Source organism: [Empedobacter] haloabium (assembly GCA_008011715.2).
In the GTDB taxonomy this organism is placed as follows: domain Bacteria; phylum Pseudomonadota; class Gammaproteobacteria; order Burkholderiales; family Burkholderiaceae_D; genus Rugamonas; species Rugamonas haloabia.
This window is the reverse complement of the sequence record CP136508.1, coordinates 2,753,041-2,766,550: the sequence shown is the minus strand read 5'-3', so window position 1 is coordinate 2,766,550 and position 13,510 is coordinate 2,753,041. Positions and strand designations below refer to the sequence as shown.

7 protein-coding genes are annotated in these 13,510 nt (G+C 67.2%); 6 read left to right on the top strand and 1 reads right to left on the bottom strand.

The features are described 5' to 3' along the window. Window positions 1-106: 106 nt before the first annotated feature. From E7V67_012165 to E7V67_012155, 3 genes are all read left to right on the top strand, one after another. Window positions 107-1,612, top strand: coding sequence for a peptide MFS transporter (locus tag E7V67_012165; GenBank protein ID WUR15821.1), 1,506 nt, complete (start codon window positions 107-109; stop codon window positions 1,610-1,612). A 125-nt stretch (window positions 1,613-1,737) separates the two neighbouring features. Beyond that, window positions 1,738-3,987, top strand: coding sequence for an AAA family ATPase (locus tag E7V67_012160; GenBank protein ID WUR15820.1), 2,250 nt, complete (start codon window positions 1,738-1,740; stop codon window positions 3,985-3,987). Then, window positions 3,984-4,952, top strand: a complete 969-nt coding sequence (locus E7V67_012155; GenBank protein ID WUR15819.1) for a hypothetical protein — start codon at window positions 3,984-3,986, stop codon at window positions 4,950-4,952. Before E7V67_012160 ends, E7V67_012155 begins: the two co-directional genes overlap by 4 nt. Window positions 4,953-4,990: 38 nt before the next feature. Here the strand turns inward: E7V67_012155 and glpD are convergent, their stop codons facing one another. Further along, window positions 4,991-6,484 carry a glycerol-3-phosphate dehydrogenase gene (glpD, locus tag E7V67_012150; GenBank protein WUR15818.1) on the bottom strand — a complete coding sequence of 498 codons (1,494 nt, stop codon included), beginning with the start codon at window positions 6,482-6,484 and terminating at the stop codon, window positions 4,991-4,993. Window positions 6,485-6,696: 212 nt separating this feature from the next. Here glpD and E7V67_012145 point away from each other — a divergent pair, with 212 nt between their 5' ends. From E7V67_012145 to mfd, 3 genes are all read left to right on the top strand, one after another. After that, on the top strand, window positions 6,697-9,117 hold the full coding sequence (locus E7V67_012145) for a PBP1A family penicillin-binding protein (protein WUR15817.1): 2,421 nt from the start codon (window positions 6,697-6,699) through the stop codon (window positions 9,115-9,117). Between the two features lie 10 nt (window positions 9,118-9,127). Beyond that, window positions 9,128-9,943: a protein phosphatase 2C domain-containing protein gene (locus tag E7V67_012140; GenBank protein WUR15816.1), complete on the top strand. Its 816-nt coding sequence runs from the start codon at window positions 9,128-9,130 to the stop codon at window positions 9,941-9,943. Between the two features lie 119 nt (window positions 9,944-10,062). After that, entirely contained in the window at window positions 10,063-13,500 is a 3,438-nt protein-coding gene (gene mfd, locus E7V67_012135; protein WUR15815.1) for a transcription-repair coupling factor, read from the top strand. The last annotated feature ends 10 nt before the right edge of the window (window positions 13,501-13,510 follow it).

Here is a 13,510-nt window from a genome sequence, read left to right as displayed (position 1 = left end):
TAGACAATTCAGCAAACACACAACATTGCTGCGGTGCACCACCTGAAAAGATCGACATTCCGGGCCGGTACATTACAATGGCGACTTTTTTTCAGGAGGTCTCCGCATGAGCGGTGCAACCAATACGGCGCGAGAAACGGCGATCCCGGAATTCCGCCAGATCATGGGACATCCCGGCCCACTCTGGATGTTGTTCATGACCGAATTCTGGGAACGCTTTGCGTTCTACGGCATTCGCTGGGCCCTGGTCCTGTATATCGTGGCCCAGTTCCACGGCGGCGCTTCCTCCGGCGAAGCCGATGCCAACCTGACCTACGGCTCCTACCTGGCGCTGGTCTACGCGGCGGCGCTGTTCGGCGGCTACGTGGCCGACCGCGTGCTGGGCTACCAGCGTTCCATCCTGATCGGCGCCACCTTCATGGCGGCCGGCCTGTTCATGATCGCCTACCCGGACCCCACGATCTTCAAGCTGGGCCTGGCCACGATCGTCACCGGCAACGGCCTGTTCAAGCCGAACATCTCGACGATGGTGGGCAAGCTGTACTCGGCCGCCGACACCCGTCGTGACAGCGGCTTCACCATCTTCTACATGGGCATCAACGGCGGCGCCTTCATCGCGCCGATCCTGACCCAGTACCTGGCCCAGCACATCTTCAACACGGGCGACACGCCCGCCTACAAGATCGTCTTCATCGCCTCCGGCGTGGGCATGCTGATCAGCCTGGTGTGGTTCTTCATCGGCCGCCAGGGCCTGAAGGGCATCGGCGCACCCGAGCCGCAGGCCGTGGGCATGGCGCGCGTGCTGTACGTGATCCTGGGGGCCTTCGTCGTCATTCCCGTCGTGTTCATGCTGCTGGCGGTCGGCGCCAAGCAGCTGCAGGCGGTGCTGACCGTGCTGTTCATCCTGCTCTCCGTCATGCTGATCATCGAAGGCTTCCGCAACGGCCCCGTGGCACGCGACAAGGTATTCGCGATGCTGATCATCTTCGCCTTCAACATCCTGTTCTGGATGTTCTTCGAACAGGCCGGCAGCTCGTTCACCTTCCTGGCCGAGAACATCGTCAACCGCGACTTCGGCGGCTGGGTCTTCCCGACCGCCTGGTTCCAGAGCGTGAACTCGATCGCCATCATCACCTGCGCGCCGATCGTCGCCGCCATCTGGATCTGGCTGGCGCGCCGCAACGCCGACCCGTCGATCCCGCGCAAGTTCGGCCTGGGCCTGATCTTCAACGGCGTCGCCTTCGCCCTGTTGATGTTCGCACTGTCCTCGCTGGTGTCCGCCGAAGGCAAGATTCCGTTCTGGACGCTGTTCATGGTCTACGTGATCCAGTCCATCGGTGAGCTGTGCCTGTCGCCGATCGGCCTGTCAATGGTGACGAAGCTGGCGCCGGTGCGCCTGGTCGGCCTGGGCATGGGCGGCTGGTTCCTGTCGACCGGCATCGGCAACAACCTGTCCGGCATCTTCGCCTCGCACGTCAGCGGCGAGTCGGGCATGTCGGTGGCGTCCGCGCTGTCGGGCTACACGTTCGGCTTCTGGTCGCTGGTGGGTGGCGGTATCGTGCTGTTCATCGTCGCGCCGTTGATCCAGAAGTTGATGCATGGCGTGAAGTAAGCGTCCCTGCTTGTAAGGAAAAAAGCGGCCGTTAGCCGCTTTTTTTATCGGCGGGCACGACATACTCATTTGTCCGGATTGGCGATTTCTAATAGAATGGGCTTTATTTCCAGAAAGTAACATTCATGTTGCAAGTTGCCGACACCCCATGGAAGCTCCCTGCCCGGGTCCTTCAGCGGATGGGGAAGGAACTCGAGCACGCCAGGGAGTTCCATAGCTTGCCGGCGGCGCAACGCCGGCAGCAGCGCTTCGATTTCAAGAGCTATCGCGAGCCTGCCGTCGTCGACCACTTGCTGGCGACATTCCACCGCAAGTGCGCCTACTGCGAAAGCCACCTGGAACTCACCGGGCCGATAGACATCGAGCTGTATCGGCCCAAGTCCAGCGTGCTGGAGAATACCGCGCATCCCGGTTACTGGTGGACGGCATTGGAGCGCCGAAATCTCCTGCCTGCGTGTCGCGCATGCAATATCGCCAAACGCAATCGCTTTCCCCTGCGCTCCGAGCGCAGCCGTGTGCATGCGCCAGATGGCGACCTGAGCAAAGAATCGCGCCTTCTGCTGCACCCTTACTCCGACGATCCGGGCGAACATCTGCTGTTCGACGAGTCTGGCGAAGTCAGCGGCTTGACCGAGGAAGGTACGATCACCATCGCCGTCCTCGACTTGAATCGCCCGGGACTGGTGGCGGCGCGCAAGGCCTGCGCGGCGCATGTCTCGCAGATAGAACAGGCAATTCAACAGGCCAACGATCAGATCGGGCTGCATCCCCGGATACGCATGCAACTGCATGATCTCGGCAAGGCCCTGGTTCAGTTGGCGATGCCTTCCCATGTCTACGCGGGCGCCAACCGCCAGTTCATCAGTCGGGTGCTCGCCAAGGTCGACGTGCCGCTGCCAGCCGTGGAATGGCAATGGCCCGCCGTGCCTTCCGCCAGCTCCGCGGCCAGGCGCGATGCCGTACGGTTGCGCCAACACGAGCGCACCGCGCTGCAGGCCGAGTACTCGCTGAAGCACCAGCGCAATCTCGAGCGGTACCGGTTGCAGAGCCGGACCATCGAGTCGATTTCAATCTCCAACGTCCGTGCGATAACGCAGCTTGCATTGCCCATGACGCATGGGCCTGACGCTGGCGGCTCATGGATGGTACTGCTGGGGGAAAACGGCACCGCCAAAACCACGGTTTTGCGGGCCGTCGGGGCAGTGCTCGCGGGCCCGGATGCTTGCCTCGAACTGATGCGCAATGGGCTGCTGGTACCCAGTGAGTTCATCCGGCAACGCTGCAAGAGCGGGCGCGTCTCCGTGAAACTCAGCGGTTTTACTGAGCCGCATACATTGACGTTTACGGCGGATTCACTGCGTTTCACTGGCGCCTTCGGCGCGGAAGTAACGCTGAGCATGACGGGAAGCGATGTGCAGGCGCAGGGTCCCGTGAGCACCCCCCCAACCGTGCTGCTCGGGTATGGGGCCACCCGCCTCGGGGCGCGGCGGCAGATGGACACGCAGTACGATTTCGACAGTCCCGTGCGCGTTACCAACCTGTTCGATCCGTTCGCCCCGCTCGCCGACGCCAACAGCTGGCTGATGAGCCTGGACATTCGCAGGTTCAGCGATGTCGCGCTGATCCTGCAAGATCTGTTGTGCCTGCCTCCGGCAGCCACCTTGCGCCGGCGCGATGGCGTTGTCAGCGTCGACCTGCACGGCGCCTGGATCCCGCTCACGCAGCTCAGCGATGGCTATCAGGGCATGATTGCCCTGACCGCCGACATCCTGCGCACGGCCATGGTCTTCTGGCCTTCGGCCGCGAATGCGGAAGGCATCGTGCTGCTCGACGAGATCGGTGTCCACCTGCATCCGCGCTGGCAGATGCGCGTCGTCGGCAGCCTGCGGCGCGCGCTGCCCGGCATGCAGTTCATCGTCACGACGCACGAGCCGCTGTGCCTGCGCGGCGTCGGCAAGGGCGAGGTCACGACGATGGGACGCGACGCCAACGGCGAGATCGAAGCGACCGGCGACCTGCCGTCGCCGGCCGACTACCGCGTCGAGCAGTTGCTCACGTCGCAGTTCTTCGGACTGCGCTCCACCTCGGACCCGGAAACGGAGAGCCTGTTCGACGAGTACTACACGCTGCTGGCGCTGACGCGGCCCGACCGTGCGCAGGCGCGGCGGCTGGCCGAGCTGAAAGCCGAACTGAAAGGCCGCGCTCACTTCGGCGGCACTGCGCGGGAGCAGCGCATGTACGAGCTGGTGGATAGGGAACTGACGCGCGAGCGGCAGCGCGGCGCGCTCAGGCTGCCGAAAACCTCCACCGCCGCGCGCAATACGGTGACGGCCCTGTGGCGGGACGCCATCAAGCAGGCGCGGGGCGGGTCATGATTCCCGTGGCGCATGAGGCCGATCCACCGGCCACGCTGAAGGTGTTTCATGAGAAGACGGTGCGCCGCAAGGGCGGGGTCCGGCTGACAAGGGCGGCCAGCGAAACCGAACGGGCGATCGCCCATTTCACGAATGCGGCCCACTACGCCGGCAACAAAAAGGTATCGAAAGAGAATTTCGTCTTCCGCATCTACAGTGAGAAGGAGGTATCGGACTACCTGGACGGCAAGTTCAACAAGAAGTGCGGCTATTGCGAGAGCGCGATGGCGCACGTCACGCCGAAAGACATCGACCACTACCGTCCCAAGGCCTCCATCGAGGGCGCCGGCTACGCCTACCATCCTGGCTACTACTGGCTGGGCGCGAACTGGCACAACCTCGTGGTCGCGTGCCCGCGCTGCAATCGCAGCGCGGGACACGAGGTTCCCGGCGTCAACGACATTCAGCAACTAGGCAAGGCATCCCAGTTCCCGCTCCTGCGGGAAGGGGTGCGCGTGCGCAGCCACACTGGCGTGCTGGACGACGAGGAGCAGGCGCGACTGCTGCTGCATCCGTATTTCGACCAGCCGGGAGACCATCTGGAGTTCGGCGAGGATGGCCTGGTACGCCCACGTATCCAGCCCGATGGCCGGCCCAGCGAAAAGGGCCTGCACTCGATCGAGGTGTATGCGCTGCAGCGCGCCGCCCTGGTGGAACAGCGCAAGAAGACGCTGGACGACTTCGACTTTCTCGTACGCGACGCCGCCCACCTGATCGCCATGCACGCGCATGTGCGCAACGCACGCGCGCGCAGGAGCAACGAGGCGCAATTGCAATTGGTCTTCGTCAAGATGGCAGGCTTTTTCGGCGCCAAGGCCCCGTATCAGGCAATGTTGCGGCAGTACCTGGAACGCCATCGCGGCTCGCGCCGCTTCGCCGCCCTGCGCCGCGCCGGACTTGACCTGATGGACCTGCTGGCTGCCTGAACGTCATAGCTGCACCGGCGTGCCGTCGAGACTCGGGATTACTCATGCGCGTCCAGCCAGGCCTGCAGCACGGCCGCGGCCTGCGGCCCCAGATGCAACCCCAGCTTGGAACGCCGCCACAGGATATCCTCGGCCGTGCGCGCCCACTCGTGCTGGCGCAGATACGCCACCTCGGCCTCATACAGGCCGGGCAGGATTGCCTCCCCCATGTCCGCCAGCGTCGTGCGCCCGCGCAGCAGCGTGTGGATGCGGGTGCCGTAGGCGCGGGCGTAGCGCCGCACCAGGGCCGGGTCGAGGAAGGCGTAGTGCACCTGCATGCTCGAGCGCCAGCCGTCGAACTCCAGCACGGCTCGGTTCTGCGGCTGGGCGCCGAACAGGTCGCCGCCGGGCAGGCAGGCGCGTTCGGTCCACGCCGGCGCGCGCCGGCCCAACTGGCGGCACAACAGGTCCGCCGCTTCCTCGGCCAGTTTGCGATAGGTGGTCAGCTTGCCGCCGAAGACCGACAGCAGCGGCGCGCCCTGTTCGTCCAGCGCCAGCCGGTAGTCGCGCGTGACGGCCCGGGTGTCGCGCGCCGCCTCGTCCAGCAGCGGCCGCACGCCAGCGTAGCTCCACACCACGTCGGCCGGCCGTACCGGTGTGCGCAAACAGGTGCTGGCCGCGTCGCACAGCCAGGCGATCTCGCCGGCGTCGACGGCGACGGCGGCCGGGTCGCCGGTGTAGTCCACGTCGCTCGTGCCGATCAGCGTGAAATCGCGCTCGTAGGGAATGGCGAAGATGACGCGGCCGTCCGCGTGCTGGAACAGGTAGGCGTAATCGTGCTCGAACAGCCGTGGCACGACGATGTGGCTGCCCTTGACGAGCCGCAGCCGGCCCGCCTGCGCCTGGCCCAGCGCCAGTCCCAGTACCTGCGCCGTCCACGGTCCCGCCGCGTTGACGAGCGCACGCGCGCTGACCTGCTTCTCGCTGCCGTCGGCGCGGCGCAGCGTCACGCGCCAGATGTCGCCGTCGCGCCGCGCCGCCACGCAGCGGGTGCGCGGCAGCACGCAGGCGCCTTTCTCGGCCGCGTCCAGCGCGTTCAGCACGACCAGGCGGGCGTCGTCGACCCAGCCGTCCGCATATACCAAGGCCCGCGTGAAGCGCGGCTGCAGCGCGCGGCCGGCCGGGTGGCAGGACAGGCGCACGCCGTGCGAGCCGGGCAGCAACTGGCGCCGGGTCAGGCGGTCGACCAGGAACAGGCCGGCCCGCACCATCGGCGCCGCGTGCTGGCCCGGGCCGTGCGGCATCACGAAGCGCAGCGGCCACGTGATATGTGGCGCCGCGCGCATCAGCACCTCGCGCTCGGCCAGCGCCTTGCGCAGCAGGGCGAATTCGGCATACTCCCGGTAGCGCAGGCCGCCATGGATCAACTTGGTGGAGGCGGACGCGGCGTGCGCGGCGAGGTCGCCCTGGTCGCACAGGGCGACGCACAGGCCACGCCCGGCCGCGTCGCGCGCGATGCCCGCGCCATGGATGCCGCCGCCGATGATGAGCACGTCGCAGTCGGCGCCAGCCCGGCCGCATTGCGGCCCCGGCGCCCCATCGTATGGTCCAGCTTGCGAATATTCGTGCGCCACCGCGTCACTCCGGCCTGAAGAATTTCCATCAAGATACGACACTTACCGACCGTTCCGCAAGAGCGCGGCGCCTGCCCGCGCTCTTGACTGCTCTATAATGGCCCGGTTTCGCAACCTTGGAAGCCACTCACTTGAAGACTACCTGGATCAATCGGCGCAACGCCGTGCGCGGCCTGCTGTTCGTCGGCGTCGCCGGCCTGCTGGCCGCCCTGGCGCTGCTGGCCTACCTGTTCCTGATCGTGAAGCCGCGACTGCCGTCGCTGGAAGCCGTGACGGACTATAAACCGAAAATTCCGCTGCGCGTCTACACGGCCGACAATGTGCTGATCGGCGAATTCGGCGAGGAGCACCGCGACTTCGTGCCGATCGACCAGATCCCGGAGATGATGAAGAAGTCGGTGCTGGCCATCGAGGACACCCGCTTCTACGAGCATGGCGGCATCGACTGGGTACGCATGGTGGGGGCGATGAAGGCCAACCTGGCGGGCGGCTTCCGCCAGGGCGGCTCGACGATTTCGATGCAGGTCGCGCGCAACTTCTTCCTGACGCGCGAGAAAGTCCTGTCGCGCAAGCTCAACGAGGTCATGCTGACCTACAAGATCGAGGACGCGCTGACCAAGGACCAGATCCTCGAACTGTACATGAACCAGATCTACCTGGGCCAGCGCTCGTTCGGCTTCGCCGGCGCCGCCCAGGTCTATTTCGGCAAGTCGCTGAAGGAATTGTCGATCGCCGAGATGGCCATGCTGGCCGGCCTGCCGAAGAACCCCGCGCGCCACAACCCGGTGGTCAACTTCAAGCGCGCCAAGGCGCGCCAGGAGGTGGTGCTGCGCCGCCTGCTGGACATCGACTACATCACGCAGGAACAGTACGACGCGGCGGTCAAGGAAACCATCCGGGTCAACAGCCGCGGCCAGGAATTCGACACGCACGCCGATTACGTGGCGGAGCTGGCGCGCCAGGCCGCCGTGGCCGAGTTCAACGAGGACGCCTACACGCGCGGCATCGTGGTGCGCACGACCATCCTGTCGGCCGACCAGAACGCCGCGTACGAATCGGTGCGCCGCAACGTCATCGCCTACGACCAGCGCCATGGCTACCGCGGCCCGGAGGGCTTCATCGAGCTGCCGGACGAGGGCGAGGAACGCGACGAAGCCATCGACGAGGCGCTGGAAAAACGCCCGTCCAGCGACGGCCTGATCGCGGCGGTCGTGCTGAGCGCATCGAGCACCGAGGTACGCGCCGAAACGGCCGATGGCGACGACGTCACGATCAAGGGCGACGGCCTGAAGCTGGCGGCGGGCGCCCTGTCGGCCAAGGCCAAGGACAGCATCCGCCTGCGCCCGGGCGCCATCATCCGCGTCTCGCATGTCCAGCGTGACGGCAAGAAGCGCTGGGCCATCACGCAGGTGCCGACGGTGGCGGCGGCCTTCGCTTCGATCGACGCCAGCACCGGCGCGTACCACGCGATGGTGGGCGGCTTCGACTACAACCTGCAGAAGTTCAACCACGTGACGCAGGCCTGGCGCCAGCCGGGATCGTCGCTGAAGCCGTTCGTCTATTCCGCCGCGGTGGAAAAGGGCTACGGGCCGGCCACCCTGATCAACGACGTGCCGATCGAGCTGCCGGGCGGCGCCAACGGCGAGCCGTGGCGCCCGCAGAACGACGACTTCGTGTTCGACGGTCCGATCACGATGCGCACCTCCCTGACGAAGTCGAAAAACGTGCCGTCGGTACGTATCCTCAACGCGATCAGCGTGCCGTACGCGCACGAGTTCCTGGGCCGCTTCGGCTTCGACCTGGCCAGGCATCCGCAAAACCTGACGATGGCGCTGGGCACCGGCGCGGTCACGCCGCAGCAGCTTGCCGGCGCCTACGCGGTGTTCGCCAACGGCGGCTACAAGGTGCAGCCCTACCTGATCGCCCGCATCGAGGACGCCAGCGGCAAGCTGCTGAAGGCGGGACCGGCGCCGAGCCGTCCCGACGAAGCCAATCGCGTGCTGGACGCCCGCAATGCCTTCATCGTCGACAGCATGATGCGCGACGTGGCCCGCAGCGGCACCGGCGCCACCGCCTGGCAGCGCCTGGCCCGAACCGACATCGCCGGCAAGACCGGCACCACGACCGACGCGGTGGACGGCTGGTTCGGCGGCTACGGCGGCGGCATCGTGGCGGTGGCCTGGATGGGCTACGACGAGCCGAAGTCGCTGGGCAGCCGCGAGTTCGGCTCTTCCCTGGCCCTGCCGATCTGGATCGACTACATGAAGGTGGCGCTGGCCAGGCGCCCCGTGGCGGAGCGCCCGGTGCCGGAAGGCGTCGTCCAGCTGGACGGCGACTGGATCTACGAGGAATACGCCAACGACCCGACCGTCAAGGGCATCGACCTGGGCGATGCCGCGCCGCAGCCGGCAGCTGGCGAAGGCGCTGCGCCGGCCGCGGTGCCGGGTGCGCCGCCGGTCATTCCGGTGACGCCCGGCGCGCCGGCGTCGAACATCGTGCCGCAGCCGCCAGGCGCGCCGGCGCCGCAGCAGCCGCCCCCGCCGGGCGACTGACGGAGGGTATATGGCCAGCCACCCGCCGCTGTCGCCGCCGTTGTCTACGTCGCAGTACTGCGCGCTGGCCGGCGGCACCGCCTTCGGCCTAACCGAGACCGGTCCGTTCCGCGCGGCCAACGAGGATAACTTCCTGCTCGCGCCGCAGCCCGGCCTGCTGGCCGTGGCCGACGGCATGGGCGGCCACGCGGGCGGCGCCACCGCCAGCGCCGAAGCGCTGGCACTGCTGCACGCGTTCCTCCGCGCTGCCGGCCACGGCGCCGACGATACCTTCGCCCCGGGTGCGCACGGCGCGGCACCCCTGCACACCCTGGGCGCCGCCGTGGCGCACGCCAACGCCCGGCTGTACCAGGCCAACACGGCGCTGGGCCGGCCCGAGGGCACCGGCATGGGGACCACGCTGACGGCGCTGTGGCGCCCCGACCCTGCCGGCCCGGCCTACGTCGGCCACGTGGGCGACAGCCGCCTGTACCTGCTGCGCGCCGGCCGTATCGCCCAGGTTACGCACGACCAGACCTTGTACCAGCAGGCCCTGGACGCGGGCCGCACCGCCATGCTGCCGGGCCGTAACCTGTTGCTGCAGGCGCTGGGACCCGGCCCCGCCGTGCAACCGGAACTGCTGGTGCAGCCGGTGGCGCCGGGCGACCTGTTCCTGCTGTGCAGCGACGGCTTGCACGGCGACAGCGCCGATGGCGCCATCGCCGCCATCCTGGCGGACGCGCGCGACGACGACCTGCACGAACGCTGTGCCGCGCTGGTGGCGCTGGCGCTGCATGACGGCAGCCGCGACAACGTGACAGCCGTACTGCTGCGCTGCGCCGGCTGACCCGCGCCCCCGGCGACGCGTCAAAAGCGCTTCGACTATAATGGCAACGTCCGCCGGGCCCCCGCTTCCCAGAGTGAAAGCGCCCGGTCTTTCGTCCTTTCGTCTGCCGCTTCGCCTGCATGCCTTTCGACCTGAACAAAGCCCTTCCCAAGCCCGGTAACCGCTTCGTGCTGCCGGCATTGTATGGTTCCGCCGACGCTTGGGCGCTGGCCCAGGCCGCGCTGGCGCTGAAAGGCCGGGGCCAGATGCTGGCCGTGATCGTGGCCCAGGCCAGCGACGGCCAGCGCCTGCTGGACGAGATCCCCTGGTTCGCGGCCGGCCTGCGCTGCCACCTGCTGCCGGACTGGGAAACGCTGCCGTACGACGCGTTCTCGCCGCACCAGGACCTGGTGTCCGAACGCCTGGCCACGCTCCACGAGATCCGCAGCGGCCAGTGCGACGTGATGATCGTGCCCGCCACCACGGCACTGGTGCGCATGGCGCCGCCGTCCTTCCTGGCCGCCTACACCTTCTTCTTCAAGCAGGGCGAGTCGCTCGACGAGGCGGCGCTGAAGTCGCAGCTGACCCTGGCCGGCTACTCGCACGTGACCCAGGTGATGTCGCCCGGCGAATACTCGGTGCGGGGCGGCCTGATCGACCTGTTCCCGATGGGCTCCGCGCTGCCGTACCGGCTCGACCTGTTCGGCGACACGATCGAGTCGATCCGCACCTTCGACGCCGACACCCAGCGCTCGCTCTACCCGGTCAAGGAAGTGCGCCTGCTGCCAGGGCGCGAGTTCCCGATGGACGAGGCGGCGCGCACCACCTTCCGCAGCCGCTGGCGCGAGACGTTCGAGGGCGATCCGTCGCGCGCCGTGGTCTACAAGGACATCAGCAGCGGCATCGCGTCGGCCGGCATCGAGTACTACCTGCCGCTGTTCTTCGAAGAGACGGCCACGCTGTTCGACTACCTGCCGGAAGGCGCCGCCCTGGCGCTGGTGGGCGACATCGACGGCGCCATCCGCCGCTTCTGGGCCGATACCGAGTCGCGCTACAAGTTCCTGAAGTCGGACCGCGAGCGCCCGCTGCTGCCGCCGGAATCGATCTTCCTGCGCGACGAGGCGTTCTTCACCTGCGCCAAGCGCCATGCCCGCGTGGCCATCGGGCGCGACGCCGACGGCGCGCCCTCCGAGCTGTCCGCGCCGATCCCCAACGTGGCCGTCAACCGCCACCTGGACGATCCTTTGATCAACCTGCGCGCCTACCTGCTGCAGCCGGGCCGGCGCGTCATGATGTGCGCGGACTCGAACGGCCGGCGCGAGACCTTGCAGCAATACTTCGCCGAGTTCGGCCTGCAGCCGGCGCTGGTCGAAGGCTACGAGGGCTTCCTCGCGTCCGATGCGCCCTTCGCCCTGGGCGTGGCGCCACTGCAGCAGGGCTTCGAGCTGGCGCTGGACGCGCCGCTGGCGTTCATCACGGAGACGGAGCTGTACGCCGGCTCCGGGCGCCGGGTCGGCAAGAAGAAGCAGGAGGCCGTGACGCAGGTCGAGTCGATGGTGCGCGACCTGTCCGAGCTGAAGATCGGCGACCCGGTCGTGCACATCAACCATGGCATCGGCCGCTACATGGGCCTGGTCAGCATGGACCTGGGCGAAGGCGAGACCGAATTCCTGCACCTGGAATACGCCAAGGACACCAAGCTGTACGTGCCGGTCTCGCAGCTGCACGTGATCTCGCGCTACTCCGGCGGCGCGCCCGAGGATGCGCCGCTGCACGCGCTGGGCTCGGGCCAGTGGGAAAAGGCCAAGAAGAAGGCTGCCGACCAGGTGCGCGACACGGCGGCCGAGCTGCTCAACCTGTACGCGCGCCGCGCCGCGCGCCAGGGCCACGCGTTCGAATATTCGTCGCACGACTACGAGCGCTTCGCCGAGAGCTTCGGCTTCGACGAGACGCCGGACCAGGCCGCGGCCATCATGAACGTCATCAAGGACATGACCTCGGGTAAGCCGATGGACCGGCTGGTGTGCGGCGACGTCGGCTTCGGCAAGACCGAAGTGGCGCTGCGCGCCGCCTTCATCGCCGTCATGGGCGGCAAGCAGGTCGCCATCCTCGCCCCCACCACCCTGCTGGCCGAGCAGCACGCGCAGACCTTCGCCGACCGCTTCGCCGACTGGCCCGTGAAGATCGCCGAGATGTCGCGCTTTCGCACCGGCAAGGAGATCGCCAACGCCATCAAGGGCATGGCGGACGGCACGCTGGACATCGTCATCGGCACGCATAAACTGCTGTCGGAGGACGTCAAGTTCACCCGCCTGGGGCTCGTCATCATCGACGAGGAGCACCGCTTCGGCGTGCGCCAGAAGGAGGCGCTGAAATCGCTGCGCGCCGAGGTGGACGTGCTGACCTTGACGGCCACGCCGATCCCGCGCACGCTGGGCATGGCGCTGGAAGGCCTGCGCGACTTCTCCGTCATCGCCACCGCGCCGCAAAAGCGCCTGGCGATCAAGACCTTCGTGCGCAGCGAAGGGGAATCGATCATCCGCGAGGCCGTCCTGCGCGAACTCAAACGCGGCGGCCAGGTGTACTTCCTGCACAACGAGGTCGAGACCATCCAGAACCGCCTGGCCCAGCTGACCGAACTGCTGCCGGAGGCGCGCATCGCCGTGGCGCACGGCCAGATGCACGAGCGCGACCTGGAAAAGGTGATGCGCGACTTCGTGGCGCAGCGCTACAACATCCTGCTGTGCACCACGATCATCGAGACCGGCATCGACGTGCCGACGGCGAACACGATCATCATGCACCGGGCCGACAAATTCGGCCTGGCCCAGCTGCACCAGCTGCGCGGCCGCGTGGGCCGTTCGCACCACCAGGCCTATGCCTACCTGCTCGTCAACGACGTGCAGAGCCTGTCGAAACAGGCGCAGCGCCGGCTCGACGCGATCCAGCAGATGGAGGAACTGGGCAGCGGCTTCTACCTGGCCATGCACGACCTGGAGATCCGCGGCGCCGGCGAGGTGCTGGGCGAGAGCCAGTCCGGCGAGATGCTGGAAGTCGGCTTCCAGCTGTATACCGACATGCTGAACGAGGCGGTTCGCTCGCTCAAGGCCGGCAAGGAGCCCGACCTGGCGGCGCCACTGTCGACCACGACGGAGATCAACCTGCACGTGCCGGCGCTGCTGCCGGCCGACTTCTGCGGCGATGTGCACGAGCGCCTGTCGATCTACAAGCGCCTGGCCAACTGCGAGACGCAGGACGCCATCGACGGCCTGCAGGAAGAGCTGATCGACCGCTTCGGCAAGCTGCCCGACCCGGCCAAGGCGCTGGTCGAGACGCACCGGCTGCGCATCGCCGCGAAGACCGTGGGAATTGTTAAAATCGACGCGCATGGCGAAGCAGCCAACCTGCAGTTCATGCCGAAGCCGCCCATCGACCCGATGCGCATCATCACCCTGATCCAGAAGAACCGCCACATCAAGCTCAATGGCCAGGACAAACTGAAGATCACCGCCAGCATGCCGGACCTGCCGGCGCGCGTGGCGCAGATCAAGACCGCGATCAGACAGCTGACCGCCTGACCCAATCACT